Origin of the sequence: Microbacterium sp. NIBRBAC000506063 (assembly GCF_017968845.1) — a bacterium.
In the GTDB taxonomy this organism is placed as follows: Bacteria; Actinomycetota; Actinomycetes; order Actinomycetales; family Microbacteriaceae; genus Microbacterium.
The window spans coordinates 80131-105341 of record NZ_CP072876.1 but is presented as its reverse complement, the minus strand read 5'-3'; the positions used below and the strand labels follow the sequence as shown (position 1 = coordinate 105341).

The 25211-nt window shown below is 69.8% G+C and carries 28 protein-coding genes, 1 tRNA gene and 6 pseudogenes; 23 read left to right on the top strand and 12 right to left on the bottom strand.

Translation table 11 applies throughout. The features are described from left to right. Window positions 1-33: 33 nt before the first annotated feature. Window positions 34-726 carry an NTP transferase domain-containing protein gene (locus KAE78_RS00620; protein WP_223171355.1) on the bottom strand — a complete coding sequence of 231 codons (693 nt, stop codon included), beginning with the start codon at window positions 724-726 and terminating at the stop codon, window positions 34-36. A 245-nt stretch (window positions 727-971) separates the two neighbouring features. Here KAE78_RS00620 and KAE78_RS00615 point away from each other — a divergent pair, with 245 nt between their 5' ends. The 5 genes and pseudogenes from KAE78_RS00615 to KAE78_RS00595 all read left to right on the top strand — a co-directional run bounded on the left by KAE78_RS00615 (window position 972) and on the right by KAE78_RS00595 (window position 4154). Then, the gene (locus KAE78_RS00615; RefSeq protein ID WP_223171354.1) at window positions 972-1625 is read left to right on the top strand and encodes a hypothetical protein; all 654 of its coding nucleotides are present in this window, start codon (window positions 972-974) and stop codon (window positions 1623-1625) included. Beyond that, a pseudogene (locus KAE78_RS00610) lies at window positions 1520-1978 on the top strand (ATP-binding cassette domain-containing protein); the annotation flags it as partial. The gene KAE78_RS00615 and the pseudogene KAE78_RS00610, both read left to right, overlap by 106 nt. A gap of 307 nt (window positions 1979-2285) precedes the next feature. After that, window positions 2286-3191 carry a hypothetical protein gene (locus tag KAE78_RS00605; protein WP_223171353.1) on the top strand — a complete coding sequence of 302 codons (906 nt, stop codon included), beginning with the start codon at window positions 2286-2288 and terminating at the stop codon, window positions 3189-3191. Continuing rightward, the gene (locus KAE78_RS00600; protein ID WP_223171352.1) at window positions 3113-3847 is read left to right on the top strand and encodes a hypothetical protein; all 735 of its coding nucleotides are present in this window, start codon (window positions 3113-3115) and stop codon (window positions 3845-3847) included. Before KAE78_RS00605 ends, KAE78_RS00600 begins: the two co-directional genes overlap by 79 nt. Before the next feature lie 40 nt (window positions 3848-3887). Next, window positions 3888-4154: a DUF3039 domain-containing protein gene (locus tag KAE78_RS00595; protein ID WP_223171351.1), complete on the top strand. Its 267-nt coding sequence runs from the start codon at window positions 3888-3890 to the stop codon at window positions 4152-4154. A 9-nt stretch (window positions 4155-4163) separates the two neighbouring features. Here the strand turns inward: KAE78_RS00595 and KAE78_RS00590 are convergent, their stop codons facing one another. Then, on the bottom strand, window positions 4164-5513 hold the full coding sequence (locus KAE78_RS00590) for a nicotinate phosphoribosyltransferase (RefSeq protein ID WP_223171350.1): 1350 nt from the start codon (window positions 5511-5513) through the stop codon (window positions 4164-4166). A gap of 80 nt (window positions 5514-5593) precedes the next feature. On the opposite strand from KAE78_RS00590, the pseudogene murI reads away from it, so the two are divergent. The 5 genes and pseudogenes from murI to KAE78_RS00565 all read left to right on the top strand — a co-directional run bounded on the left by murI (window position 5594) and on the right by KAE78_RS00565 (window position 9470). After that, window positions 5594-6417: pseudogene (murI, locus tag KAE78_RS00585) on the top strand (glutamate racemase). A 19-nt stretch (window positions 6418-6436) separates the two neighbouring features. Continuing rightward, a pseudogene (rph, locus tag KAE78_RS00580) lies at window positions 6437-7176 on the top strand (ribonuclease PH). Further along, a pseudogene (gene rdgB / locus KAE78_RS00575) lies at window positions 7173-7780 on the top strand (RdgB/HAM1 family non-canonical purine NTP pyrophosphatase). The pseudogenes rph and rdgB overlap by 4 nt, the downstream one beginning before the upstream one ends. A 78-nt stretch (window positions 7781-7858) precedes the next feature. Further along, window positions 7859-8775 (top strand): annotated as a pseudogene (locus KAE78_RS00570) (cation diffusion facilitator family transporter). A 182-nt stretch (window positions 8776-8957) separates the two neighbouring features. After that, a complete protein-coding gene (locus KAE78_RS00565; protein WP_223171349.1) occupies window positions 8958-9470 on the top strand; it encodes a Pr6Pr family membrane protein in 513 nt (170 codons plus the stop codon). Between the two features lie 87 nt (window positions 9471-9557). Here KAE78_RS00565 and KAE78_RS00560 read toward each other — a convergent pair whose 3' ends face one another. After that, entirely contained in the window at window positions 9558-10037 is a 480-nt protein-coding gene (locus KAE78_RS00560) for a hypothetical protein (protein WP_223171348.1), read from the bottom strand. Between the two features lie 92 nt (window positions 10038-10129). Here KAE78_RS00560 and KAE78_RS00555 point away from each other — a divergent pair, with 92 nt between their 5' ends. Both KAE78_RS00555 and KAE78_RS00550 read left to right on the top strand, forming a co-directional pair. After that, window positions 10130-10501: a TetR/AcrR family transcriptional regulator gene (locus KAE78_RS00555; RefSeq protein WP_223171347.1), complete on the top strand. Its 372-nt coding sequence runs from the start codon at window positions 10130-10132 to the stop codon at window positions 10499-10501. Between the two features lie 55 nt (window positions 10502-10556). Beyond that, window positions 10557-10715, top strand: a complete 159-nt coding sequence (locus KAE78_RS00550) for a hypothetical protein (protein WP_223171346.1) — start codon at window positions 10557-10559, stop codon at window positions 10713-10715. 3 nt (window positions 10716-10718) lie between these two features. On the opposite strand, the gene ligD (KAE78_RS00545) is transcribed toward KAE78_RS00550, so the two are convergent. Continuing rightward, complete coding sequence (gene ligD, locus KAE78_RS00545; protein WP_411155965.1) at window positions 10719-11609, bottom strand: non-homologous end-joining DNA ligase; 891 nt, start codon at window positions 11607-11609, stop codon at window positions 10719-10721. Then, window positions 11527-13203, bottom strand: a complete 1677-nt coding sequence (gene ligD / locus KAE78_RS00540; protein WP_411155964.1) for a non-homologous end-joining DNA ligase — start codon at window positions 13201-13203, stop codon at window positions 11527-11529. The genes ligD (KAE78_RS00545) and ligD (KAE78_RS00540) overlap by 83 nt, the downstream gene beginning before the upstream one ends. Before the next feature lie 69 nt (window positions 13204-13272). Between ligD (KAE78_RS00540) and KAE78_RS00535 the strand changes: the two genes are divergently transcribed. Next, the gene (locus tag KAE78_RS00535) at window positions 13273-14106 is read left to right on the top strand and encodes a Ku protein (protein ID WP_223171344.1); all 834 of its coding nucleotides are present in this window, start codon (window positions 13273-13275) and stop codon (window positions 14104-14106) included. A 7-nt stretch (window positions 14107-14113) separates the two neighbouring features. Here the strand turns inward: KAE78_RS00535 and KAE78_RS00530 are convergent. Together KAE78_RS00530 and KAE78_RS00525 are read right to left on the bottom strand one after the other, a co-directional pair. Further along, window positions 14114-14798, bottom strand: a pseudogene (locus KAE78_RS00530) (DedA family protein). A gap of 181 nt (window positions 14799-14979) precedes the next feature. Continuing rightward, window positions 14980-15059: transfer RNA gene (locus tag KAE78_RS00525), tRNA-Leu, on the bottom strand. A 129-nt stretch (window positions 15060-15188) separates the two neighbouring features. Here KAE78_RS00525 and KAE78_RS00520 point away from each other — a divergent pair. From KAE78_RS00520 to KAE78_RS00485, 8 genes are read left to right on the top strand one after another with little or no spacing between them, the layout of a single operon-like run. Then, entirely contained in the window at window positions 15189-16424 is a 1236-nt protein-coding gene (locus tag KAE78_RS00520) for a CpaF family protein (RefSeq protein WP_317451799.1), read from the top strand. Then, window positions 16348-17205 (top strand): type II secretion system F family protein, encoded by an 858-nt coding sequence (locus KAE78_RS00515; RefSeq protein ID WP_223171343.1) that lies wholly within the window; start codon window positions 16348-16350, stop codon window positions 17203-17205. Before KAE78_RS00520 ends, KAE78_RS00515 begins: the two co-directional genes overlap by 77 nt. Continuing rightward, window positions 17202-17873 (top strand): hypothetical protein, encoded by a 672-nt coding sequence (locus KAE78_RS00510; protein ID WP_223171342.1) that lies wholly within the window; start codon window positions 17202-17204, stop codon window positions 17871-17873. Before KAE78_RS00515 ends, KAE78_RS00510 begins: the two co-directional genes overlap by 4 nt. Further along, window positions 17783-18139 (top strand): type II secretion system F family protein, encoded by a 357-nt coding sequence (locus tag KAE78_RS00505; protein WP_262927688.1) that lies wholly within the window; start codon window positions 17783-17785, stop codon window positions 18137-18139. Before KAE78_RS00510 ends, KAE78_RS00505 begins: the two co-directional genes overlap by 91 nt. A 31-nt stretch (window positions 18140-18170) precedes the next feature. Further along, a complete protein-coding gene (locus KAE78_RS00500; RefSeq protein ID WP_223171341.1) occupies window positions 18171-18368 on the top strand; it encodes a hypothetical protein in 198 nt (65 codons plus the stop codon). Between the two features lies 1 nt (window position 18369). Continuing rightward, a complete protein-coding gene (locus tag KAE78_RS00495; RefSeq protein WP_223171340.1) occupies window positions 18370-18768 on the top strand; it encodes a TadE family protein in 399 nt (132 codons plus the stop codon). Next, entirely contained in the window at window positions 18761-19222 is a 462-nt protein-coding gene (locus KAE78_RS00490) for a TadE family protein (RefSeq protein WP_223171339.1), read from the top strand. Before KAE78_RS00495 ends, KAE78_RS00490 begins: the two co-directional genes overlap by 8 nt. Continuing rightward, window positions 19219-19644, top strand: coding sequence for a pilus assembly protein TadG-related protein (locus KAE78_RS00485; protein ID WP_223171338.1), 426 nt, complete (start codon window positions 19219-19221; stop codon window positions 19642-19644). Before KAE78_RS00490 ends, KAE78_RS00485 begins: the two co-directional genes overlap by 4 nt. Before the next feature lie 123 nt (window positions 19645-19767). On the opposite strand, the gene KAE78_RS00480 is transcribed toward KAE78_RS00485, so the two are convergent. Both KAE78_RS00480 and KAE78_RS00475 read right to left on the bottom strand, forming a co-directional pair. After that, window positions 19768-20241, bottom strand: a complete 474-nt coding sequence (locus KAE78_RS00480) for a DUF4287 domain-containing protein (RefSeq protein WP_223171337.1) — start codon at window positions 20239-20241, stop codon at window positions 19768-19770. 831 nt (window positions 20242-21072) lie between these two features. Next, window positions 21073-21582, bottom strand: coding sequence for a PaaI family thioesterase (locus KAE78_RS00475; RefSeq protein WP_223171336.1), 510 nt, complete (start codon window positions 21580-21582; stop codon window positions 21073-21075). A gap of 88 nt (window positions 21583-21670) precedes the next feature. Between KAE78_RS00475 and KAE78_RS00470 the strand changes: the two genes are divergently transcribed. Both KAE78_RS00470 and KAE78_RS00465 read left to right on the top strand, forming a co-directional pair. Then, window positions 21671-22144: a winged helix-turn-helix transcriptional regulator gene (locus KAE78_RS00470; RefSeq protein ID WP_223171335.1), complete on the top strand. Its 474-nt coding sequence runs from the start codon at window positions 21671-21673 to the stop codon at window positions 22142-22144. A gap of 191 nt (window positions 22145-22335) precedes the next feature. Then, entirely contained in the window at window positions 22336-22695 is a 360-nt protein-coding gene (locus KAE78_RS00465; protein ID WP_223171334.1) for a hypothetical protein, read from the top strand. Between the two features lie 389 nt (window positions 22696-23084). On the opposite strand, the gene KAE78_RS00460 is transcribed toward KAE78_RS00465, so the two are convergent. From KAE78_RS00460 to KAE78_RS00450, 3 genes are all read right to left on the bottom strand, one after another. Further along, window positions 23085-23384: a hypothetical protein gene (locus KAE78_RS00460; protein ID WP_223171333.1), complete on the bottom strand. Its 300-nt coding sequence runs from the start codon at window positions 23382-23384 to the stop codon at window positions 23085-23087. Window positions 23385-23584: 200 nt separating this feature from the next. Next, entirely contained in the window at window positions 23585-24319 is a 735-nt protein-coding gene (locus KAE78_RS00455) for an acyl-CoA dehydrogenase family protein (RefSeq protein WP_223172350.1), read from the bottom strand. Continuing rightward, entirely contained in the window at window positions 24214-25206 is a 993-nt protein-coding gene (locus KAE78_RS00450) for an acyl-CoA dehydrogenase family protein (protein ID WP_223171332.1), read from the bottom strand. The genes KAE78_RS00455 and KAE78_RS00450 overlap by 106 nt, the downstream gene beginning before the upstream one ends. Window positions 25207-25211 lie beyond the last annotated feature (5 nt).

The following is a 25211-nucleotide window of genomic DNA, read 5'->3' as shown; positions in this document are numbered from 1 at the left end:
TCGCCTTCGACTCGCCCGGTGAACGCGGGTCGCTCAGACGAACTGGTTGGCGCGCTCGAGATCCTCGGCGAAGTCGACCTCGACCGCGTACAGGTCGGAGATGTCCATCGGCTCGACGAGCAGGCCGTCCTCGGCGATCGCGAGCTCCAGGCCGCGCTCGAAGTAGTCCTGGTCGTCGACGCGCTGAAGCTGCCGCATGAACGCCCGCTTGTCGGACGAGGAGATGTAGTTGATGCCGACGGCCTCCCCGATCCCGCCTTCGACGGTCTTGGAGAGCTCGTCGATGAAGCCCTCGGCGGTCACGGTGTACTTGACCTCTTCGTCGCTCACCTTGGCGGTGTTGACCGTCACGAACGACTGGTCGCGCTCGATGAGCTCGATCGCGCGGCCGAGGATCATCGGGTCGAAGACGACGTCGCCGTTCATCCAGAGCACGCCGCCGCGGCCCGTCGTGCTCAGCGCACGCAGCAGGCTCTTCGAGGTGTTCGTCTGGTCGTAGCGCTCGTTGTGCACGTACGAGACCTTGGGGAAGGCGTCGATGATGGTCTCGGCGCGGTAGCCGACCACCGTCGTGATGCGCGCATCGGTGCCGAAGGCGGCACGGATGTTGTCGTGCTGCTGCTGCATGATCGTGCGGCCGTCGCTGAGTTCGGTGAGGGGCTTCGGCAGGGCGCGCCCGAGGCGCGAGCCCATGCCCGCAGCGAGGATCACGGTCTGAAGTGTCACGAAGAAGCTCCTTGTAAGAGGTGGAATTCACCGCCCATTCATGAGCGGGACACCTCATCGTGCCGTCGCCATGTTAGCGATTCAGGCTGGGAGGGCAGGGAGAAGGTGTGCCGGCGTTGCCGTTTTGTGATCGAGTGCACGGGGAACACTCAGGAATCGGATGCCGCAATGCGTTTCCTGTGAGGATGACGAATAGTCACGGCGACCAGGGGAGGAACAGGCCGGGCGTTGCTACCTTTGGATGTGTGACGGATTCGCTGCAGGACCAGGCTGACGCCGCCGAGATCATCGACCAGCCGTTCGCGGCTGAGAAGCCGGCGACGAAGAAGCCGGCGCGCAAGCGCGCGCCCCGGAAGACCCCTGCACGCAAGCCCGCCGCCGCACGCAAGCCCGCGGCGAAGGCCGTCGAGGAACCGTCGGAGGAGCCGGAGGCGACGACCGCGCCGGCGGCCGGGCCGATCGACTATGACGCGCTCGTGCCGCCTCCGCTGCCGGCGACCGTTCCGGCCGTCAAGGACGAGCCGGCCGCCGAAGACGTGCTCGAATCCGTGGCGGAGGACGACGTTGTCGTCGAAGAGGGGCCGATCGATGAGGTGCCGGTGGTCGACGAGACGCCGGTCGCAGAGGAAGCACCCGTCGACGAAGCGCCTCCCGTAGAGGAGGCACCTCTCATCGAAGAGGTCCCTCTCATCGACGAAGTCCCGCTCGCGGAGGAGGAGTCGGACACTGCTCCCGAGCCCGAGCCCGAGCCCGAGCCCGAGCCCGAGCCCGAGATCTTTCGGGCGCCTGCGGCATCTGCTGCGGCATCCGTCATCGATCCCGACGCACCCCCGCGCTCATCGCGCGCGGTCTCGTCAAGCGCTTCGGCGACTTCACCGCGCTCAGCGGCATCGATCTGACCGTCCCGGCGGGCAGCTTCTACGGCATCGTCGGCCCGAACGGCGCCGGCAAGACCACGACGCTCTCGATCATCTCCGGATTCCTCCGGGCGGATGCCGGCACCGTCGAGGTCGTCGGCATCGACCAGGCCACCGATCCCCAGGGCGCCAAGCGCATCATGGGCATCCTGCCCGACCGCCTGCGCACCTTCGACCGTCTCACGGGGCGTCAGCTGCTGCGCTACTACGGTCTTCTCCGCGGACTCGACGCCGAGGTCATCGACCGCCGCACGGCCGACCTCGCCCGGGCCTTCGACCTGAGCGACTCGCTCGGCCGGATCGTCTCCGACTTCTCGGCGGGCATGACCAAGAAGCTCATGCTCGCGGGCGCCATGATCCACTCGCCGCGCGTGCTCGTCCTCGATGAGCCCTTCGAGTCGGTCGACCCGGTCGCCTCGGGGGTCATCCTCGACATCCTGCGCGCCTATGTCGACCACGGCGGCACGGTGATCCTCTCCAGTCACGGCATGGACCTCGTCGAACGCGTGTGCTCGCGCATCGCCGTGATCGTCGACGGCGAGCTGCTCGCCGAGGGCACCGTCGAGGAGATCAGCGACGGCCAGTCGCTCGAATCGCGCTTCCTGGAACTGGCCGGCGGAATCGGAGAGGTCGAGGGCTCGAGTGGTTGCACACGTTCTCCGACTGAGGTTCGACCTGCTCATCGGCGCGCTGCACGGCGAACGACGCACGCGCACGATCTTCGGACTCATCGCCGTCGTCGCCGGCACGGTCGCGGTCTGCCACGGCGTGCTCTCGCTGCGCGATGCGCCCACCGCCGTGGCGGGCACGGTCATCGTCCTCGGGTCGGTCGTCCTCTTCCTCGCGTTCTTCCTCGTGCCGATCCTCACCGGCGCACGCGATCCCCTCGACCCGCGCCGCTTCATCGTCTTCGGCGCCGACGAGCGTCGGATGCCGCTGCTCCTCGCCTTCGCCGGGCTGATCAGCGTCCCGGCCGCCGCGCTCCTCGCGACCGCCGTGTGCGCGTCGATCGTTGCCGTGGCGCACGGCACGCCCTGGCCGCTCGCGGCGCTCCTCGGAGCGATCGGCACCGCGTCGGTTCTCCTCGCCGCCCGGATCGGGATGGGCGTGGGGGCGATCCTGCTGCCGGAGCGCCGGCCGCGCGAGCTGACGACGCTCTTCGCGCTCGGGGTGACGGTGATCGCCTTCCCGGTCGCGATCTTCCTCGCCTCCCAGGAGTGGGGCAGCAGGATCCCGGACGCCGTCGCGGCGGCCACCCTCGCCCTCGGCTTCACACCGCTCGCACCTGCTGCGGCATCCGTCTTCGCCATCGCCGCAGGCGACCCCGTGGTCGCCTGGATGAGCGGGACCATCGCGGTCGTCACTCTCGGGCACTGTGGGCGCTGTGGTCGTGGGTCGCACGGTTCCTGCTCACCTCGACCGAACGCCCGACCACGGTCAAGGAGCGCTCGGGTCTCGGCTGGTTCGCGGTGCTGCCCTCGAACGCCTTCGGCGCGATCGCGGCACGCAGCCTCATCTACTGGCTGCGCGACCGTCGCTACATCGTGAACATGTTGGTCGTCCCAGTCGCCGGGGTGCTCGCCGTGCTGCCCCTTCTGGTCGCGGGCTTCCCGGAGCGGCTCGTGATGGTCGTGCCGGTGCTGGTGATGGCGCTCTTCTTCGGATGGCTGCCGCACAACGACGTCGCCTACGACTCGACCGCCTTCTGGATCCACGTCGCCAGCGGCGTCGGCGGCGTCGCGGATCGGCTGGGCAGGCTCGTGCCCATCGTGCTGGTCTCGGTTCCGACGCTCGCGATCGCGCTCTCGGTCACGCTGACGATCATGGGGGACTGGAGCCTGCTGCCGTCGCTCATCGCCACGGTCGCCTGCCTGTTCCTGTGCGGGCTCGGTCTGTCCAGCATCGTGTCGGTCAGCGCCCCCTATGCGGTCTCCCGGCCCGGAGACAGCCCCTTCCAGCAGCCGCAGCGCTCCTCCGGCCACGGCGCCTTCGGGCACGCCACGGCTCTGCTGGGGGCGCTGGCGCTGAGTCTTCCGACGCTGTGGTTCCTGTATCTGGAGATCACCCGGGGCGGACACGCCACTCAGACCTTCTGGACGGGCATCGTGACCGGTGGCGGCGTGCTCGTGATCGGCCTCCTTCTCGGCTCGTTCATCTACTCCCGCCGCGGCGAGCGGCTCATGGAGTTCGTCGAAACCAACTGACGCCACCCGCGAGCGCCGGGGCGCGGTTAGAATCTGGGCTATGAGTACTCCGCTGGACAGCCCCGGAGAGGGCGGCACCGCCATCCTCGATCGCGAACTCGAAGAACTCCTGCGCGAGGAGACCATCGAGCCCGGTGACCACGAGCGGTTCTCGCACTACGTGAAGAAGGACAAGATCCTCGAATCGGCGATCACGGGAAAGCCCGTGCGCGCGCTGTGCGGCAAGAAGTGGACGCCGGGGCGCGACCCCGAGAAGTTCCCCGTGTGCCCGACGTGCAAAGAGATCTACGAGTCGCTCACGAAGTGACGCGCGGATTCACTCGACGTCGAGAAAGACAGTCGGGATCGCCGGATCCGACTTGCTGAGCGCGAGCGCCCGCACGGGAAGCTCCTCGCGCGCCTGCAGGTGGTGCGCACGCGCGCGCTCGGTGCCGGCTGCGCCCTCGTACGCGGTGTCGATCTCGCCGGCCTCGACGAGCGTCACCTGCAGCGGGCGGGCATCGGGGAAGTCGGACCCTTCGACCAGGCTCAGGGGAACTGCCGCGCCCAGCGGCTCGAAGCCGTCCGAGACCGTGATCGTCTCGGCCGTGGCCGTCCCGTTCGACAGCGACCGGAACGCGGCCTTGCGGCCGCCCTGGGATCCCTTGTCGGCGGAGGCCTTGGCGACGCCGACCCAGGAACCTGCGGCATCCTGCCGGGCGACGAGCTTGTACACCATCGAGGCGGTCGGGTAGCCGGAGCCGGTGACGACCGAGGTGCCCACGCCGTAGGAGTCGACGGGGGATGCGGCGAGGGCTGCGATCGCGTACTCGTCGAGATCGCTGGTCACCGTGATCTTCGTGCTTGTGGCGCCCAGCGAGTCGAGGAGCTCGCGCACCTCGGCGGCGACCAGCGGCAGGTCGCCCGAGTCGATGCGCACGCCGCCCAGCTCGGTGCCGGCGACCCGGATCGCGGTGCGCACGCCTTCGGCGGTGTCGTAGGTGTCGACGAGGAGGGTCGTGTCGACGCCGAGCTCGGCGACCTGTGCGCGGAAGGCGTCTTCCTCGGAGTCGTGCAGGAGCGTCCAGGAGTGGGCGGCGGTGCCCATGGTCGGGATGCCCCAGGTGCGGCCCGCCTCCAGGTTGCTCGTCGCGTCGAAGCCGGCGATGTAGGCGGCGCGGGCGGCGGCGACGGCGGACTGCTCGGCGGCCCGGCGCGAGCCCATCTCGGCCAGTGGGCGGTCGCCGGCGGCGATGCTCATCCGGCTCGCGGCGGTCGCGACCGCCGAGTCGTGGTTGAGCACGCTCAGCGCGAGGGTCTCGAGCACGACGGCATCGCCGAAGCTGCCCTCGACGGTGAGGATCGGGGAACCGGGGAAGTAGATCTCGCCCTCGTGGTAGCCCTGGATCGACCCCGTGAAGCGGTAGTCCTCCAGATAGCGGAGGGTCTCGGCATCCGCCACTCCCTCATCGCGCAGGAACCGCAGTTCGTCGTCGCCGAAGCGAAAGTCGCGCAGCAGCGAGAGCAGGCGGCCGGTGCCGGCGACGACGCCGAAGCGACGTCCGCCGGAGAGTCGGCGGGAGAAGAGCTCGAAGACGCAGGGGCGGGACGCCGTGCCATCGCGCAGTGCCGCGCTCAGCATCGTCAGTTCGTAGCGGTCGGTCAGCAGGGCCGTGGAGGCGGTCACTTCGACTCCTGCCGTCGCTCAGTGCATCGCATGGCGTCAGTCTAGTGAGCGACCGGCATCCGGCCGGGTAGGCTGGGAAGGTGAACGACGCACCGATCGGCATCTTCGACTCGGGCGTCGGCGGGCTCACGGTGGCCCGCGCGATCCGCGCCCAGCTGCCGCGAGAGTCGATCGTCTACATCGGCGACACCGCCCATTCTCCCTACGGTCCCAAGCCCATCGCCGACGTCCGCCGCTACGGGCTCGAGGTGCTCGACACCCTCGTCGATCAGGGTGTGAAGATGCTCGTGATCGCCTGCAACACGGCATCCGCCGCTCTTCTGCGCGATGCACGCGAGCGCTACAGCGTTCCCGTCGTCGAGGTGATCGGGCCCGCCGTGCGCAGCGCGATCTCCACGACCCGCAACGGCCGCATCGGTGTCATCGGCACGGTCGGCACGATCGCCTCCCGCGCCTATCAGGACATGCTCGAGGTCGACGAGAGGCTCGAGGTGTTCACCGCCGCCTGCCCGCGCTTCGTCGAGTTCGTCGAGGCCGGGATCACCGGTACACCCGAGGTGCTCGCCACCGCCGAGGGCTACCTCGCCCCGCTCAAGGACGCCGGCGTCGACACGCTCGTGCTCGGCTGCACGCACTACCCCTTCCTGCGCGGCGCCATCAGCTACGTCATGGGGAGGGCGTCACCCTCGTCTCCAGCGACGACGAGACGGCGAACAGCGTCTACCGTCAGCTCGTGCGCGGTGGCCTGCTCGCGCCGCCGGATGCCCGGCCCACGATCGTCTACGAAGCCACCGGCGACTCCGCCGCGGACTTCACCGGTCTCGCCAACCGCCTCATGGGCGGGGAGGTGCGCGAGGTGCAGCTCGTGCAGACCGGTGTCATCGACCTGCCCGCTCTGGACTGAACACACCCGAAGGATCCCCATGACCGACATCGTCCGCGCGGACGGCCGCACCACCGACCAGCTCCGCCCCATCACGATCGAGCGCGGCTGGAGCGCGCACGCCGAGGGCTCGGCGCTCATCAGCTTCGGCGGCACGAAGGTGCTGTGCACGGCGTCGTTCACCAACGGCGTGCCGCGCTGGCTCACCGGCAAGGGCAAGGGCTGGGTGACGGCCGAGTACGCGATGCTGCCGCGGGCCACGAACAGCCGCAACGACCGCGAGAGCGTCAAGGGCCGCCTGGGCGGGCGCACGCACGAGATCTCGCGACTGATCGGCCGCGCGCTGCGCGCCGTCGTCGACACCAAGAGCCTCGGCGAGAACACGATCGTGATCGACTGCGATGTGCTGCAGGCCGACGGCGGCACGCGCACCGCGGCGATCACCGGCGCCTACGTCGCACTCGCGGATGCGATCGAGTGGGGCCGGGCGAAGAAGTTCATCCCCAGAAGGCGCAGGTGCTGCACGACTCCGTCGCCGCCGTCTCGGTCGGCATCATCGACGGCGAGCCCATGCTCGACCTCGCCTACGTCGAGGACGTGCGCGCCGAGACCGACATGAACGTCGTCGTCACGGGCCGCGGCCTCTTCGTCGAGGTGCAGGGCACCGCTGAGGGCGCGCCCTTCGACAAGCGCGAGCTCGATGCGCTGCTGGAGCTCGGCGTGAACGGCTGCGCCGACCTGCGTGCGCACCAACTGGCGGCACTGGAGGCCGCTCGGTGAGCGCGCGCGTCGTCCTGGCGACCCACAATCCGCACAAGGTCGCCGAGTTCGCCCAGATCGTCGCACGGGTGCGCCCGGACCTGGAGGTCGTCGGCTACGACGGCCCCGAGCCGGTCGAAGACGGCGTCACCTTCGCCGAGAACGCGTTGATCAAGGCGCGTGCGGCATCCGCTCACACCGGTCTTCCCGCGCTCGCCGACGACTCGGGGATCTGCGTCGACGTGCTCGGCGGGTCACCCGGTGTGTTCTCGGCGTACTGGGCGGGCCATGCCAAGGACGCCACGGCGAACCTCGAGCTGCTGCTCGACCAGCTCTCGGACATCGCAGACCCCCACCGCGCGGCGCAGTTCGTCTCGACGATCGCGCTGGTGGCCCCCGACGGCACCGAGCACACGGTGGAGGGAAGGTGGCCCGGGCGCCTGGCGACCGAGCGCTCCGGGGAGGGCGGCTTCGGCTACGACCCGATCTTCATCCCGGACGGACAGACGGATGCCGCCGAGCGCACGGTGGGGAGTTCACCGCCGAGGAGAAGCAGACCCAGTCGCACCGCGCCCGCGCTTTCGAGGCGCTCGTGCCGTTGCTGGAAGACCTTCCGCGCTACTGAGAATCGTTACCCTTCCCGACTAGGCGGAAACGGCCCCTGACCGGCCTCTCGCGTGCGGAACCGGCCTAGCCTGGTGGCATGCACGATCACGCGCCTGCCGCAGGCATCCGATCGGCGGGCAACCGCCGCCTCCTCGCGATCTCGCTCGCCGTCACGGCGACTGTCATGGTCGTGCAGGTCGTCGGGGCGATCCTCACGGGGTCGCTCGCGCTGCTGGCGGATGCCGCGCATATGTTCGCCGACTCCTCGGCCTTGGTGATCGCCCTCATCGCGAGCACGGTCGCCTCGCGGCCCGCCGATGACCGGCGCACCTTCGGCTACCAGCGCGCGGAGGTGTTCGGCGCGCTCATCAACGGCACGATCCTGCTCGCGCTCGCGACATGGGTGGGTATCGAGGGCATCGGACGGCTCGTGAGCCCCGAAGAGGTCGAGGTCCTCGGCGGGCCCATGCTCGTGGTCGCCGTGATCGGTCTGCTCGCCAATGCCTTCGCGCTGTGGCTGCTGAGTTCGGCGCAGAAGCGCAGCATCAACGTGCGCGGCGCCTACCTGGAGGTGCTGGGCGACCTGATCGGCTCGGCGATGGTCATCGTCGCCGCCGTCGTCATCGTCGCGACCGGATGGATGCCGGCGGATGCGATCGCCTCGCTCGTGATCGCCGTGCTCATCATCCCCGCGCGCTCTCGCTGCTGCGCGAGGTCTTCTCCGTGCTCGCCGAATCGGCGCCGAAGGGCACGCACGTCGGCGAGATCCGCGAGCACATCCTGGGCCTTGCGGGCGTGGAGAGCGTCCACGATGTGCACGTCTGGCAGCTCACCCGCGGTGCGCCCGTCTTCACCGCCCATGTCGCCGTCGACCCCGCTGTGCTCGCGCAGGGCGGTGCCGCCGGACTCCTCGAGCAGTTGCAGGAGTGCCTGGCCGAGCACTTCGACGTCGAGCACTCGACCTTCCAACTCGAACCCGCCGGCCGCGCCGAATGCGAGGACGCGCACGCCTGAGCCCTCATCACTTCTCGGTCGCGGCGGGGAGCCGCTAGCGTAGGGAGCGGCGAGTCCGAGGAGAGAGGGATCCGAATGCGCGGGGTTTTCATTGTGATGAGGCTCGGCACCGCTGTGCTCATCGCCGCAGCCATCGGGGCGCAACTGCAGGTCACGATGGCCTTCTACGCGGACCGGCCCCCGTGGTCCCCACGGCGGCGGCGAACTTCTTCAGCTTCTTCACGATCCAGTCGAATCTGATCGCCTGCGCGGCGCTGCTGATCGGCGGCGTGCTGCTCCTGCGCACGCGCGATCTGACGGTGCCCGAGCCGCGCTGGTTCGCCGTGCTGCTCGCGGCCGCCACGACCTACATGCTCACGACGGGGATCGTCTACAACACCCTGCTGCGCGGGATCGAGCTGCCGCAGGGCGCTACCGTCCCCTGGTCGAACGAGGTCTTGCACGTGATCGCGCCCGTCTACCTCGCGATCGATCTCTTCGTCGCTCCTCGCCGCAGGCGGCTGGGCTGGGGAGCGATCCTGATCATCGTCGGCTACCCGATCGTCTGGGCTGTGTACACGCTCGTCCGCGGCCCGCTCATCACAGCGCCCTCACGGGCGACCCGTGGTGGTATCCCTATCCGTTCCTCGATCCGCACCAGGTGCCGGGCGGGTACCTGGGCGTCGCCGGCTACATCGTCGGAATCGCGGTGCTGATCGCGGCGTTGGCCGCTCTCGTGGTCTGGTACGGGAGAGCGCGCGGCATCGCCCCGGGGGAGACCGCGGTCACCCCCGAGGCGGACGTCAGCGCCCCGCGAAGAGGTTGATGCCGCCGACCGCGAGCAGTCCGCAGGCGATGCCCCACAGGGTGATCGACACCGTCTGCCAGAAGATCACCGCGTTGCGCGAAGCGCCGAAGGACACGAGGGCCACCGAGGTGAGCTGGCTTGCCAGAACCAGCTGGCCGAGCAGGCTGACTCCGGCGACGCCGTAGCGGTCGAAGCGCTGCTTGAGCTTCTGGCGGCGGGGCGAGAGCTCCTGCGGATCGCGGTCGCGGGTGGCGCGGGAGCGGATGCCGTGGGCGGCCAGCACGAAGACGAGCATCGAGAGGACGTTGCCGATGACCGCCGCGGCGATCGCGATGACCGGCGGCACGCCGGCGAAGACACCGATGATCGAGCCGAGGTAGGACTCGACGAAGGGGATCGCCCCCAGCAGGATGAGCCCCAGCCACTGGAGCGCTGTCGGGAGGGACTCGGTGAAGCTCTGGAGGGCCTCGGTCATCTGGATCTCACGTTCTCGTACACTGTGCCAATGGGCAGGATTGATGTTAGCACACCGTACTAGTACGATGTGCTAATCGAAAGGACGGGGCAGTGGTCGATCGACGCAAGCAGATTCTCGCCGCCGCACGTGAGCTCGCCGCAACCGGGGGTCTGGCCGCGGTGAGCGTGCGATCCGTCGCGACGCGGGCCGGCATCGGGGCGAGCACGCTGCGGCACTACTTCCCGACGCAGCAGGAGCTGCACGATGCGGTGCTCGGCGCCACGTTCGACGCGAACCTCCGTGACCTGCGCATCGCCGAGACCGCGGTCTCCGCCGAAGACCGGCTCGTCGAGTGCCTGTGGCAGTTTCTTCCCCGCGCGGTGCGGACGAACTCTCCCTCGCCCAGTGGGTCGCCCAAGTCACGGCCGTGCTGCAGCCCGACGCCTCCCCAGAGGTCCTGCATGTCTGGGCGCTGCTCGTGAGTCGCGGAAGGCATCGGGCCACCCTCTGGTTAGAGCAACTCGCCGAGGAGGGGTCGTGGAGCGCGCTCGCGTCCCGCGACACGTCCGTCTGCTGCTGGCGCTGATCGACGGTGTGGGGATCGGTCTCATGTCGCCGGGCGAGGAACGCCTCACGCACGACGAGGCCGACGCGATCCTCCGAGACGCTGTCGGGGGGATCCTCACGCGGGTGTGATCGTCACGTGGTCTCGCGTCGCACATCCTCGGGTCGCTTGTCGGAGCGGATGCCGCGCCAGCGGGCGTGCCGCAGGACGCCGTCCGGGGTGAACTCGGCGAACTCGACCTCGCCGACGAGATCGGGACGGACCCACACCGCGTCGCGGGCGACGTCGTCCGGCACCTCGACGAAGGGGCTCGTCTTCCGCCGACGGGCGTCCAGGCGTGTGTGGAGGTCGGCGAGCGCTCGGTCGGAGAAACCGGTGCCGACCCGCCCGACATACCGCAGGCCGCCGTCGTCGGGGATGCCGAGCAGGAGGGAGCCGAAGGTCGACGCCCGGCTCTCCTTGCCCGGCCGCATTCCGCCCACGACGACCTCCTGCGTCTGCAGGAACTTCACCTTGAGCCAGTTCTCACTGCGCTCGCCGTCGGCATAGGCGGAGCGCGGATCCTTCACGACGACGCCCTCCAGGCCGAGGCGACGGCTCTCCTCGATCGCATCGTCCACGTCTTCGAAGACCGGGGGAACGGCGAACGGCGGCCCCAGGTGCGCACCGATCTCCTCCAGGGCCACGCGCCGCTCGGCAAGGGGGAGCGGGCGGAGATCCTCGCCATTGCGGGAGAGCGCGTCGAAGAGGAGATAACGCACGGGTGTCTGCGGCATCTCGCGTGCGATCTCCTCCTTCTTGGTGAGGTTCATCCGTTTCTGCAGCAGCGGGAAGCTCGGCCGCCCGCGGGCGTCGAGCGCGACGATCTCGCCATCGACGATGCAGGGCTCACCGAATCCCGGGTCGGACCCTTCGACCCGGCTGAGGGGGACTGCCGTCAGCTCAGGGTACTTCGCGGTGACGTCGCTTCCGGTGCGCGCCCGCAACCGCAGCCGGGAGCCGTCCCAGACGCCGAGCGCACGCATACCGTCCCACTTCATCTCCGCCCAGGCCGCGCCATCGTCCGCCCAACGCTTCGAGGCTGCACGCGCCAGGCCCGGAGTCGCGGGTGTGCTGAGCATCGGCAGAAGCGGCGGTCCATCGGCCTGCACGGATGCCGCGACGGGCCCGCCGTCGCGCTGGGGGCGCCCGCGGCAGTCCCCTGAGCCGGGTCGAAGGGTCCGACTTCATCCGGTGCAGCAGCCACTGCGACTTCTCGCCCTCGCCCTGCGTGCGGATGAGGGCGAGCCGCACCCGGCCCAGCGGCCCGCCGGGCTGCCCTTCGAGCGTGAAGATGACCTCGTCGTCGCGCCACTTCTCGAGTTCGTAGCGGCCCTCGTCCCAGATCGTCATGGTGCCCGCGCCGTACTGGCCCTTCGGGATGGTGCCGGCGAACTCGGCGTACTCCAGGGGGTGATCCTCGGTCATGATCGCGAGGTTGTTGCGCGTCGCGGTCTCGGGGATGCCCCGCGGCACCGCCCAGCTGACCAGCACGCCGTCGCGTTCGAGGCGCAGATCCCAGTGCAGGCGGGTCGCGTGGTGCTCCTGGACGACGAACCGCGGGAGCTCGCCGGGAGGCAGGGCCACCTCGGGATGGGCATCCGCGGGGACCGGTTCCGGAGTCCTGCCCGCCGTGCGCTTGGCGATGTAGGCGGCCAGCGGTCCGCTGTCGGCACCGCGCCCTCCGGCATGGAAGCCCAGCGCGGCCATGGGGTCGCCGCTGTCCTCGACCCGCTCGAGCACCTCGGCGAAAAGCAGCTGGCGCAGATCGGGGTCGTCCAGCTCCTCCCAGGTGCGCGGCGCGGCGACCCACGGCTCCAGGCGCCCGCGCAGCGAGTAGGGGGCCACCGTCGTCTTGGAGCCGTTGTTCTGGCTCCAGTCGAGGAGCACCTTGCCCTCCCGCAGCGCCCGTTTCATCGAACTCACGACGAGATCGGGGTGATCGGCCTCCAGCGCCTGCGCGAGCGCCTTGGCGACGGCGGCGACCTCTTCGCTCGTCTGCGTGCCTGGGAGCGCCGCGTACAGGTGGATGCCCTTGCTGCCGCTGGTCACCGGTACCGGATCCAGGCCCATGCCGGCGAGGATCTCGCGAACCAGGCGAGCCACCTCGGCGCACTCGGTGAGCCCGGCGCCCGGCCCGGGATCGAGGTCGAGCACGAGACGGTCGGGCGGGCGCCTACCGCCGTCGGCCTGGAAACGCCATTGTGGCACGTGCAACTCCAGCGCTGCCATCTGCGCGAGGTGCACGAGAGTGGGGAGATCATCGGCGAGCGGATACTCCTTGACGCCGGTGGCGTGCTCGATCGGCATCCGATGGATCCATTCAGGGGTGCCGCGCTCGAGGTCCTTCGTGAAGAAGGACTTTCCCGGGTTCTCGGCCGTGCCGACGCCGTCGGGCCAGCGCTTGCGGGTGACCGGGCGCCCGGTGAGGTGAGGGATCATGACAGAGGCGATGCGGGTGACGTAGTCGATCACCTCGCCCTTGGTGGTGCCGGTCGCCGGGTACAGCACCTTGTCGAGATTCGTGACGCGCAGCATCCGCCCGCGACCCGCACCGTCTGCTCCTTCGGCATAGCCCATCCCTACCATGGCGGGCGCGCGCCGTACATCCCCCTGGAAATCGGGCGCGAAATGGTGTCTGCTAACGCTATGAGAGCGATCTGGAAGGGGGCGCTCACGTTCGGTCTCGTGAACGTGCCCGTGAAGGTGTACTCGGCGACCGAGGACCACGACGTGCCGCTGCACCAGGTGCACGAGAAGGACGGCGGCCGCATCCGCTACCAGCGCGTGTGCGAGCTCGACGGCGAGGTCGTGCCCTACAAGGAGATCGATCGGGCCTACGACGACGGCGAACGGACCGTGATCCTCACGAAGGACGACCTGAAGTCGCTGCCCTCCGAGCGCAGCCGAGAGATCGAGGTCGTCGAGTTCGTGCCGAGCGAGCAGGTGGATCTGCTCACCCTCGACCGCGCCTACTATCTGGAGCCGGACTCCACCTCGCCCAAGGCCTACGTGCTACTGCGCAAGACCCTCGAGCAGACCGAGCGCACCGCGATCGTGCGGTTCTCGCTGCGGCAGAAGACGAGGCTCGCCGCCCTGCGCGTCCGCGACGACGTGCTGGTGCTGCAGACGCTGCTGTGGGCCGACGAGGTGCGCGAGGCGACCTTCCCGGCGCTGGAGGAGCCGGTGCGGGTCTCGGCCAAGGAGCTCGAGCTGTCGGCGGCGCTCGTGGAGAGTTTCGCGAGCGACTTCGACCCCGAGAACTACGTCGACGAGTACCAGCAGGAGCTGCGCACCCTCATCGAGGCGAAGCTCGAGAAGGGCGATGCGGTCGACACGGTGGAGACCTTCGGCGAGCAGGAGGCGGATGCCGGCGGCGAGGTCATCGACCTCATGGAGGCGCTCCGCGCCAGCGTCGAACGATCGCGCGCCCAGCGCGAGGGAGGTACGAAGAAGAAGGCCGCGAAGAAGACGGCGTCCTGAGCCGGCGTCAGGCGAGAGGCGTTTCGCCCTCGTGCGCCGCTGCCTGGGCGCGCTTGACCTTGCGGCGCTCCTGCAGGTAGTGGATCAGCACGAACAGTGCCGTGCCGCCGACGGCCGCGAGGAGGATGAGGTCGATGTAGGCGGTGACGAGATCGCGGATCCAGGGATGTACGCGATGACATAACCGAGCAGGGTCAACCCGTAACCCAGATCACCGCACCGACGATGTTGTAGAAGGAGTATGTGCGACGAGGCATATGACCGATGCCCGCCGCGACCGGAGCGAAGGTGCGCACGATCGGCACGAAGCGCGCCAGGATGATCGTGATGCCGCCGAAGCGCTCGAAGAACGCATTCGTGCGCCGCACGTTCTCGGTGCTGAAGATCCCGGAATCCTTGCGCTCGAAGATCGCCGGGCCGCCCTTGTGCCCGATCTGATAGCCGACCTCACCGCCGACGATCGCGGAGAGGGCGATGAGGCTCGCGACGATCCAGACGTTCACCCCGAAAACGTTGCTCGTGTGGGTGAGCAGGCCCGAGATCACCAGCAGGGTGTCTCCGGGGAAGAGGAAGCCCACGAGCAGACCCGTCTCGGCGAAGACGATGCCGCACACGACGAGCAGGGCCCACGGGCCGGCCGCGTCGATGATGTTCTGCGGATCCAGCCAGGGGATGAGGTTGAGCGGGTGCATGTGAGCCTGTCGATGGGTTCGGGAACCGTGTGCGGAAGGGGGACTTGAGTCCCTCCGGCCCCTCCACCCGCCGCTGCGCGGCGCATGGAGCCTCTGGCCGGTGGGGCCCAGGCGTACAAGGGCCAACCGTCCGGATGAGCGACGACGCGGCCGATCCTACGGACCGACCCCTCGTCCCTCGTGCGGAAGGGGGACTTGAACCCCACGCCCGAAGGCACAGGAACCTAAATCCTGCGTGTCTGCCAATTTCACCACTCCCGCGGGAGGTCTCAGTCTATCGGCCGGGAACAGGCCCGCGGATGCGGGTTATCCCGACATCTCGGCGGGGGTCATCCGTCGTGTTGTGGATAACTTTCGGACCGTTTCGCGGCGCCTTGGCAGGATCGTTGCGTGACCCAGCCCTCCCTTCTCGTCGCAGAGCGCGTCCGGCACCGGCTGCGCCTCGAGCAGATCGATCCGGCCGCCGCTCCCGGCGAGTCGCTGCGCATCGCTCAGGACGAGGTGCGGCGCCACAACGACGTGACGCTCGCACGGGGCGGCGCGATGATCGACGACGAAGCCGGTTGCGTGCGCGACGTGCTCGCCGCCGTGAGCGGTTTCGGCGCGCTCCAGCCCTTGCTCGACGACCCCACGATCGAGGAGATCTGGCTGAACTCCCCGGAGCACGTCTTCGTCGCCCGCGGCGGCGTGGCCGAGCGCACGGGGCTGCGCCTCACCGAAGCCGTGGTGCGCGACCTCGTCGAGCGGATGCTGCACTCCTCCGGCCGTCGCGTCGATCTCAGCCAGCCCTTCGTCGACGCGTCCTTGCCCGACGGGTCGCGTCTGCACGTCGCGATCGCGGACGTCGTGCGTGGCTCGTGGGCGGTCAACATCCGGAAGTTCCTTCCGCAGTATCGAACCCTCGACGCCCTCGTGGCCCAGGGTGCGCTGCCCGCCGATCTCGCACACACGCTCGCCGAGGCGATGCGAGAAGGGAAGAGCATCCTCGTCTCCGGAGCGACCCACGCCGGCAAGACGACGATGCTGAGCGCACTTCTGGCCAGTTGTGCGGCGACGCAGCGCATCGTGACCGCCGAGGAGACCTTCGAGCTGGCCTTCGAGGCCGCCGACCTCGTCGCGCTGCAAGGGCGCCAGGCGAGCCTGGAGGGCACGGGCGAGATCACCCTGCGCCGGCTGGTGAAGGAGGCGCTGCGGATGCGCCCGGACCGCCTCGTCATCGGTGAGGTGCGCGATGCCGAGGCGCTCGATCTGGTGCTGGCGTTGAACACCGGCGTCCCGGGGCTGCCACGATCCACGCCAACTCCGCGGCCGAGGCGCTCGACAAGCTCTCCATGCTTCCGCTCCTGGCGGGGCGCAACATCGACCGCGCGTTCATCGCCCCCGCGATCGCGATGTCCGTGTCCTATGTCGTCCATTGCGCGCGCGATCAGGGCGGTGCGCGTCGCGTCGAGGAGGTTCTGGCGTCGACCGGGGAGGTCGCCGGCGGCCGGATCAGCACCCGGCCGGTGTATCGCGCGGCCGGTTCGGGCGGAGGAGGCGTCGGCATCCGATGACTCTCCTGATCGGTGCGATGCTCGCCGCAGGCGTGCTCCTGACCGTGTCACCGTGGTTGTGGCCCGCCGGTGAGCAGCGGTCGACGCCGTCGCGCCGTGGCGTCCTCGTGCGGCTCCTGGAGGAGGCGGGGTACGCCCACGTGGCACCGCGCGCCCTGCGCAGCATCATCGTCGCGGCGGCACTCGTGGCTGCCGCACTCGTCTGGCTCCTCACACAGTTGCCGACGCTCGCCGTGCTGGCGGCGGTCGCCGCGGGATGGGCGCCGATCGCGATGCTGCGCGGACGGAGGCTGCGCCTTCGCGCCCAGCGTCGCCAGCTCTGGCCGGATGTGTGCGAGCTGCTGATCGCGTCGATCCGCGTCGGGATGTCGTTGCCGGATGCCGTGGCGAGCCTGGGCGGATCGGCGCCGCCGATGGTGCGTCCGGCCTTCGCCGCGTTCGCGCAGGACGTCCGGGCCACCGGGCGCTTCGAGCACAGTCTCGATCGGCTCAAGGGCACGCTCGCCGATCCGATCGCCGACCGCATCGTCGAGACGCTGCGGATGGCGCGGCAGGTCGGGGGCACCGAGCTCAGCGGGGTGCTGCGGGCCCTGTCGCAGTCGGTGCGTGCCGACGCCCTCCTGCGCGCCGAGGTCGAGGCGCGGCAGTCCTGGGTGCGCGGCGCGGCCGTGCTGGGGGTCGTGGCGCCCTGGGTGATCCTCGCCCTTCTCGCCATGCGTCCGGAGGGTGCGCACGCCTACGCGACTCCGGGCGGATTCGTCGTGATCTGCGTGGGAGCCGCCGTCTCGGTCGTGGCGTTCCGCATCATGCTCCGCATCGGGCGACTTCCGGAGCCGCGGCGGTGGTTCGGATGACGGCCCTCACCGATGTCGCGATCGCGGTCCTGCTCGGCGGTGGCATCTCCGGCGGCATGCTGCTCGTCCTGGCGTCGCTGCCGCGCTGGCGCACCGCCTCGCTGAGCGTGCGCATCGCGCCGTACGTGCGTTCGGTGGTGCTGGACGAGCTGCTTCCGGCCGGTGTGCTCCCGGTGGTCGGCACCCTTCCTGCTCGCGCCCGTTCGGGATGGCGTCGGATGCCGGAACTGCTGGGTCGGATCCTCGGCGGCGATGGCACGATCGCCCTCCGGCTGAGCCAGGCGGGTCAGGAGGCGGACGTGACGGCGTTCCGCGGGCGTCAGCTCCTCGCGGCCCTGCTCGGCCTCCTCGCGGGCGCCGCACTGGTCGTTCTGCTCGCGCTGGGTTCGCGGCTGAGCGCGCCGGTCGTGATCCTGCCCTTCCTCGGCGCGGTCGGGGGCGCGCTCGCCGTCGATGCGCATCTGACCGCCCGCGCTCGGGCGCGCGTGCAACGGCTCCATGACGAGCTGCCGACGACGCTCGAGTTCCTCGCGCTGTGCCTGTCCGCGGGGAGGGCCTCTTCGACAGCCTGCGACGCGTGGCCTCCGTCGGCTCCGGCGAGCTCACCCGTGAGATCCAGCGCGTCGTGCTCGCGGTCAACACCGGCGAGCCGCTGGCGCAGGCGCTGACCGCGCTGTCGTCCCGCCTGGAGTCGCCGGCCGTCGCTCGCGCGATCGACCAGATCGTCGCCGCTCTCGAGCGCGGCGCGCCCCTGGCCGGGGTGCTCCAGTCGCAGGCGCACGATGCCCGTGAAGACGCCAAGCGCGTGCTGATCGAGCAGGCCGGGCGCAAGGAGATCGCGATGATGCTCCCGCTCGTCTTCCTGATCCTGCCGCTGTCCGTGCTCTTCGCCGTCTTCCCCGGCCTCTTCCTCCTCCAGGTCGGCCTGCGCTGATCTGAGCTGACCGTCGATGAAAGGACCCATCATGAATCACCTTCGCACCGCACTCCAGCGCTCCCGCGCCTTCGCCGTGGACCTCGCCCGGGACGAGCAGGGCGATGTCCCGGGCTGGGTGCTCGTCACCTTGATGACCGCCGGCCTCGTCGTCGTTCTCTGGGCCTTCGCGGGCCCCGCGCTGGTGGGCCTGTTCGAGCAGGCCCTGCAGAGCGTGACCGGACTCTGACGTGCGCCGGCCGCGCGTGCTCGCCGAGGAGAGAGGCTCGAGCACGGTGGACTTCGTGCTCGTCGGCACGCTCCTGACGGCGCTCACGCTCGGCGTGCTGCAGCTCGGGTTCGTGGTGTACGTGCGCAACATCGTCCACGACGCCGCCGTCGAGGGCGCACACCATGCGGCGCTCGCCGACACCACTCTGGCCGATGGCGCGGAACGCGCAGGTCTCGTGATCACCCGCGCGATCGGTGCGCAGTACGCCGAGGACGTGACGGCGCGTGCCTCGACCGCACTCGGACATCCGACGGTCGAGATCCGGGTGCGCACGACGCTGCCCCTCCTCGGTCTTCTCGGAGTTCCCGGCGCGCTGGAGGTGAGCGCCCATGCCCCGCAGGAGTCCTTCGATGACTGAACGCATGATGTCGGAAAGCGCCCGCGACGAGCGCGGCTCGGCGCCGCTGGAGTTCATCGGTGTCGGCCTCATCCTGCTCGTCCCGCTCGTCTACCTCGTGATCGCCCTCGGCGCGATCCAGCAGCAGACCCTGGGTGCCGAAGCCGCCGCCCGCCACACTGCGCGGGCGATCTCCCAGGCATCGGATGCCGCGTCGGCCACGGCCCGCGCCGACGCCGTGCTCGCCGCGGTCGTCCGCGAGTATCGGATGCCGCCGGACGCCGTCGGCGTCGCCCTCGCCTGCACGCCGGCGGGCTCGGTCTGCCCCGCCGCCGGCGCCACGGTGCACGTCACGGTCACCACGCGCGTCGCCCTGCCCTTCGTGCCCGCGCTGTTCGGCCTGAACGAGCTCGCGACGATCCCCATCGAGGCCGCGGCCGTGCAGAAAATCTCCCGGGTGTGGAGCGACGGATGAGGCGCGGCATCCGATCCATGCACGACGAGGACGGCAGTACTCTGCTGCTCACCCTCGGCTATGCCGTGCTCGCGCTCGCGGTGATCTTCGTCTGTGTCTGCGCGACCGACCTCCACATCGCGCAGAAGCGCCTGGACTCGCTGGCGGATGCCGCAGCGCTCGCCGGGGCCGACGGGTTCACGCTCTCGGCCAGCGGCGGGAACGTCCGCGCCGAACTCAGCGACGTGGCCATCGCTGAACAGGCGGAGACGATCATCGACGCCTCGCGCACGACCGCTGTGCTGGTCTCGGCGCGCACCCCCGATGGTGTCTCGGCCCGAATCACGGTCGCGGCAACGTGGCATCCGCCGCTGTTCTCCCCGTTCGTCCCCGACGGGGTCCGGCTGGAGTCGACCGCCACGAGCCGGACGGCGTTCCGGTAGCGGCCGGTGTCGGTTCCCCGGCTGCGCCGCATCTTCACGCCTTCGCGACCTCCGCGTCGTGTGCGGCGGACTGTGAGATGGCGGTGAGAGCGGTCTGCGCATCCTGCACGTAGACGCCGCGGGTCATGCGCTCCGAGCCGCCGAGGGCCTTCCTGTGGGCGATGACCGGAAATGTGAAGGTGTCGCCGATGAGGCCGATGTAGAGCCCCTCGTCCGTGGGGTGAACGAGACCACGATGCGTTTGCGGGGCGAGTAGAGCGGCACATAGCCCTTGCAGGGGTTCGCGGTGAGGTCGTGCTGCTCCTGTGCTTCGGCGGCGACCTGCTCGTAGAGGGCTCGCTGTTCAGGATGTCGGGCGAACAGACTGTCGACGAGGCCGTCTCGATCGTCGTAGAGCGGCTGACCTTCGCGTCGGTCGACGACGAGCTGCGCCTGGAAGTGCCCCAGTCCCTGTTCCTTGAGCCATGCCAGCGAGGTGGCGCGGTCCGCGGCACCGGCGCCGTCGAGCGCGGCCAGCCATTCCTCGAGCGTCTTGCCGGTCTTCGTCTTCAGGTTGTGGGCGATGGCCTCACCCATCGCCTTCGGCCCCAGTGCCATGTCGTCTCCTCACCGATCCGGGATATGCTCGCTCCAGCGTAGGCATGCGGTGATCGCGCCCGATAGGATGCCGCCGACACGTTTCCGCCACGTCCTCGACCTCCGGGAGACACCGAAGCGACCGCCCCAGCACTCTCTCCGCGAATGAACTATCTGCACCGACTGATCGACTGCGCGCCGGATGATGAGCGCCTGCTGCTGCCGTCGCCCTACGCGACGCTGCTGCGGGTCGACGGCGCGGTGCGGCTCCTCGGGCCTCACAACGGGATGCGTCGTCTCCGCGGGGTCGACGCGCTGATGTCCTGCACTCCGAGCGTGATCAAGGCCTTCGCGGGGCACCCGCGACTCTTCGTGGGCGACCTCGTCTCGACCGGCGACGTCCCCCTCCTGCGCACCTTCGAGGAACGCCCTCCGTCGCGGTGGCCGATGCTGCTGGACGACCTCCGCGGGTCGGTGGATGTCACCGGCGACGAGAGTCAGTTCGATGCGCTGTGGCAGTCGCTCATGGGCAGGAAGACCTCCGCAGGGGCCAGCGTGCAGCGGCAGGAGGAACGTCTCTGTCGTCGTTATGCCGGCCAGACTCCCACGGCCATCCGGCGCCAGCTGCGATTGTCCGCGCAGCTGGCAGCGGACATCACGGCGGGGCGTCATCGTTCGCTGGGGAGTTCACCGACCAGTCCCACTACGTCCGAGAGTGCAAGGCTCTCACCGGCGCAACTCCCGGTCGGTGGTGGCGGACCTCGGCGGCGTTCCACGCGCCGGGCGGCGCTCCGATCCCGCGAGCAGGGGCCCCGGCGGCGACGAGCCGCACAGCGCCTCGATAGCGCCTGGTCACTCGCCCACGGGGAAGATCAGCAGCGAACCGGATGCCGTGGCGACGGTCTTGCCCGCGGCATCCGTCACCTCTCCCTCGGCGAAGCTCACGCGGCGCCCGGCCTTCACGACGCGGCCGACCGCGGTCAGGGGAGCGCTGGAGGGATGCACCGGGCGCAGGTAGTTCACCTTCAGCTCGATCGAGGTGTAGCCGACGCCGGCGGGCAGCAGCGTGTGCGCCGCGCAGCCGAGGGCGGAGTCCAGCAGCGTGCAGACGAGTCCGCCGTGCACCATGCCGAGCGGGTTGAAGTGCGACTCGTCGGGGTGGCTCTCGAAGGTCACGGTGCCCTCGTCCACCGCGATCGGGCGCATGTTGACGTGCGAGGCGATCGGCGCGCCCGGCAGCTCGCCGGCCATCATCCTGCGCAGGTACTCGATGCCGGGGAGCTTCGGCAGCTGCGCGAGTGCCGGCTGCGGGTCGGCCCAGCGGACCGTGGTCTCTCTCGTGGTCGGGGAGGTGGTGGTCATCGTCGTCCGATCTCTCGCGCATGGACACCTGGCTATGTAAGATGAAGCTAGCTCGCAGAGGCGCAGACGTCAAGCAGGGGAGCGGCCCATGGAATGGCTCGACTACGACACCGGCAACTGCTCGGTGCAGCGCACGCTCGAGGTGATCGGCGAGAAGTGGACGATCCTCGTGCTGCGCGAGGCCTTCAACGGCGTGCGCCGCTTCGATCAGATCCGCGATCACACCGGGATGTCGGATGCCGTGCTCTCCGCGCGTCTGCGCACTCTCGTCGATCAGGGGGTGCTCGCCGCCGTGCCCTATAAGGAGCCGGGCGCGCGCACCCGGTATGAGTACCGGCTCACCGAGAAGGGCCTCGACCTGTACCCGGTGCTGATCGCGCTCCTGCAGTGGGGTGACAAGCACCGTGCCGACCCCGCGGGCCGGCGCTCGAGGTCGTCCACCGTGACTGCGACGCGCCGCTGCGGGCCGTCGTCGAATGCGCTGAAGGGCATGCGGTGGCGGTGCGGGAGACGGCATCCGTTCCCGGACCCGGAGCGCGCCTGCGGACGCAGGTGGCGATGACGTCCCTTTCCCGGTGATCTCGCCACGTTTCGACTCGGTCCCGCGTCTCGGGTCCTCGCTCAACGACCGGAAGCGGTCGGATGGTTCGGGCTGAGGGCCCGCGCCGCACGCGGAGGACGACGGCTCCTGCGAGCACCGCGGCCGCAGCCACGATCGCGGCGACACCCACGACGGCGTCCCGAGGTTCGCCGGTGAGCCGGCCGACGGCGATCCACGCGAGGCCCCACGCCGCAGCCAGGGCGATCGACAACCGTGCTCCGTATCGCTGCGCGAGGAGGAGATTGACCAGCGCGGCGACGGCGATCACCGCGACCGCGACCCAGCGGTTGCCCGTCGCGCCCAGATCCCCTCCGGTGGCGGCGCCGGCGGCGGCGACGTTCGCGCACGTGGCGACCGTCGCCCAGCCCAGATACAGACCGAACGTGACATCCGTGACGACGATGTCGGCGCGGCCGGTCGGCGCTGTCGCGTGGAGTCGCACGAGCACCAGACCCAGACAGACGACCAGCAGCGTGATCACGAGCACGCTGACCCACACCCACCCCTGCTGAGTGACCAGCAGCCATAGCGCATTCAGGATCATCGACGCTCCCGCGAGCCAGCCGATCGCGCGGTGCCGGGGCTGTCGCGCCTGCGAGGGGAACCACTGCCAGACGGTGTAGGCGAGCAGGCCCAGGTAGACGACGCTCCAGATCGAGAAGGCGGGCCCCGCCGGCGCGAGCACCGTCGCCTCGGCGCTGAAGCTCCCACCGGCCTGCTCCTCGACTGGATCCCCGAGAAACCCAGACCCAATGAGGAAGCCCCACAGGCACAGCGCCTGGCTGAGGGTGACGAACAGGCGACGCGCGAGGTCTCGGCTCATTCGCCTAGTCTCGCCGATCGGTGTCTCAGCCGCAGCTGTTGTTCGCCGGATCAGACCGGCGGCAAGGAGACGCAGGGTTCAGCTGCGGTCTTGGCCGAAGACGTGGCGGGTGAGTGCCTGGACGTCTTTGTCGAGGAGTTCGATCTTGGCGCCCAGGCGCGCTTCGAGGGTCTCGAACTTGGCATCGACGACTTCGAAGCGCGCGTCAACGGCTTCGAAGCGGGCATCGACGGCCTCGAAGCGGGCGGTCATCTCGCCGCGGAGGCCGTCAAAGCCCGCTTTCATCGTGCGCTGGGTGAGCGTGGTCATGAGCGTCATGCCGCCGAGCATGATCGCGGTGAAGATGCCGATCAGCGTCCAGATCTGCGGGTCGTTCATGGGCTCCATGCCTCCATTGTCTCCTGGGGTGCACTCAGGGTGCCAGCGGCGGAGAGGCGTGTATCGGCCAAACGGGCCGATTGTGAACAACATCGCCGTAACCCACAGCTGTGCGGAACGAGTCGCGGGCTCGAAAAAGGCCGAACAGGCGGAGTAGGCACGAAACGAGGAGCAGCCCTCGCCGTTCAGAGGCCCTGCAGTCAGATCCGTGCCACGATCGCCGCGGCATCCGTTCCAGCCGGAAGCGCGCCGTAGAGCGCACCCCCGCGCCAGTCGTCACCGAGACGGCTGGCGGCGAAGGCGTCGGCGACGGATGCCGGAGCATGCTGCAAAAGGAGCGCGGCCTGCAGCGCGAGCGCGAGGGAGGCCGTGAGCTCCCGGGCGCGGGCCGCGGCGTCCGGAGACCTGAGGATCTCGCCGGCGAGCCTGCGTGTGCGCTCCCAGTGCGCATCGAGATGCCGGTCGGCGCCCAAAGCGCGCGAGATCTCCGCGTCGAAGGCCTCCAGCGAGTCCGGTTCGCGCTGCAGCGCCCGCAGCACATCGAGCGCGATCACGTTGCCCGAGCCCTCCCAGACGGCCATCACCGGCTGCTCGCAATAGCGCATCGCCAGCGGGAACGCCTCGGTATACCCGTTGCCGCCCAGGCACTCCAGCGCCTCGTAAGCATGGCCGGGACCGCGCTTGCAGATCCAGTATTTGGCCACGGCGGTGCCCAGGCGCGCGAAGGCGCGGTCGGCATCCGAGGCGTCGTCGTCGTGGGCGCGGGCGAGTCTGAGCGCCGTGGCGGTCGCGGCCTCCGTCTCCAACTGCAGGTCGGCGAGCACGGCGGTCATCGCCGGCTGATCGACCAGCAGCGCACCGAACGCCGAACGGTGCCGGGCATGCCAGGCGGCCTCGGCGACGGCCTGCCGCATGCCCGCGGTCGAGCCGTAGATGCAGTCCAGGCGCGTGCGGGCAACCATGTCGATGATCGTGCGCACCCCGCGCCCCTCCTCGCCGACGAGCACCGCCTCGGCGCCCTCATACTCGACCTCGCTGGAGGCGTTGGCCCGGTTGCCGAGCTTGTCCTTGAGGCGCTGGATGCGGATGCCGTTGCGTTCACCGCCCTCGCGCAGCCGGGGAGCAGGAAGCAGCTCAATCCCGCCGGCGCCTGCGCGAGCACGAGGAAGGCATCCGACATCGGCGCCGAGCAGAACCACTTGTGCCCGGTGAGCGCGTAGCGGCCCTCGCCCAAGGGCTGGGCGCTCGTCGTGTTCGCACGCACATCCGAGCCGCCCTGCTTCTCGGTCATCGCCATGCCGAACAGGGCGCTGCCCTTTCCGGGACGCAGCGCGGGGTCGTAGGAGGTGCTGAGCACGCGCGGCAGCCAGTCGGCACCGGCATCCGGATGCTGCTGCAGCACGGGGACGACCGAGTGCGTCATCGATACCGGGCAGGCGTGCCCCGGCTCCACCTGCGCGTACAGCATGAAGGTCGCCGCCCGCGCGACGTTCGCTCCCGGGCGCGGATCGACGTAGGCGGAGGTATGGGCGCCATCGGAGACCGCCGCGGCGATGATGCGGTGGTACGACTCGTCGTAGTCGACCTCGTCGATGCGGTTCCCGTAGCGGTCGTGTGTGCGCAGGACCGGCTCGCGAGTGTTCGCCGCCGCGGCATCCGCCTGGAACTCCGCGGTGCCCACGCGCTGCCCGGTCGCGTGCAGGCGCTCGTGCGCCCACGCGGCGTCGTGCCGCTCCACGCCCTCGACGAGGGCGGTGTTCGTGCCGTACTCGTCGAGCCCGGTGCGTGCGGGCGGCTGGTTGGTCACCTCATGCGTCTTCATCGGCG

Bases quoted from the DNA above. Each gene is read 5' to 3' on its own strand.
- KAE78_RS00595 (WP_223171351.1), top strand. From the start codon at position 3,888: ATGAGTACTCCGCTGGACAGCCCCGGAGAGGGCGGCACCGCCATCCTC.
- KAE78_RS00560 (WP_223171348.1), bottom strand. From the start codon at position 10,037: ATGACCGAGGCCCTCCAGAGCTTCACCGAGTCCCTCCCGACAGCGCTC.
- ligD (WP_411155965.1), bottom strand. From the start codon at position 11,609: ATGCGTGCGCTCGGCGTCTGGGACGGCTCCCGGCTGCGGTTGCGGGCG.
- ligD (WP_411155964.1), bottom strand. From the start codon at position 13,203: ATGGGCTATGCCGAAGGAGCAGACGGTGCGGGTCGCGGGCGGATGCTG.
- KAE78_RS00535 (WP_223171344.1), top strand. From the start codon at position 13,273: ATGAGAGCGATCTGGAAGGGGGCGCTCACGTTCGGTCTCGTGAACGTG.
- KAE78_RS00515 (WP_223171343.1), top strand. From the start codon at position 16,348: ATGACTCTCCTGATCGGTGCGATGCTCGCCGCAGGCGTGCTCCTGACC.
- KAE78_RS00510 (WP_223171342.1), top strand. From the start codon at position 17,202: ATGACGGCCCTCACCGATGTCGCGATCGCGGTCCTGCTCGGCGGTGGC.
- KAE78_RS00500 (WP_223171341.1), top strand. From the start codon at position 18,171: ATGAATCACCTTCGCACCGCACTCCAGCGCTCCCGCGCCTTCGCCGTG.
- KAE78_RS00490 (WP_223171339.1), top strand. From the start codon at position 18,761: ATGACTGAACGCATGATGTCGGAAAGCGCCCGCGACGAGCGCGGCTCG.
- KAE78_RS00485 (WP_223171338.1), top strand. From the start codon at position 19,219: ATGAGGCGCGGCATCCGATCCATGCACGACGAGGACGGCAGTACTCTG.
- KAE78_RS00480 (WP_223171337.1), bottom strand. From the start codon at position 20,241: ATGGCACTGGGGCCGAAGGCGATGGGTGAGGCCATCGCCCACAACCTG.
- KAE78_RS00475 (WP_223171336.1), bottom strand. From the start codon at position 21,582: ATGACCACCACCTCCCCGACCACGAGAGAGACCACGGTCCGCTGGGCC.
- KAE78_RS00470 (WP_223171335.1), top strand. From the start codon at position 21,671: ATGGAATGGCTCGACTACGACACCGGCAACTGCTCGGTGCAGCGCACG.
- KAE78_RS00460 (WP_223171333.1), bottom strand. From the start codon at position 23,384: ATGAACGACCCGCAGATCTGGACGCTGATCGGCATCTTCACCGCGATC.
- KAE78_RS00450 (WP_223171332.1), bottom strand. From the start codon at position 25,206: ATGAAGACGCATGAGGTGACCAACCAGCCGCCCGCACGCACCGGGCTC.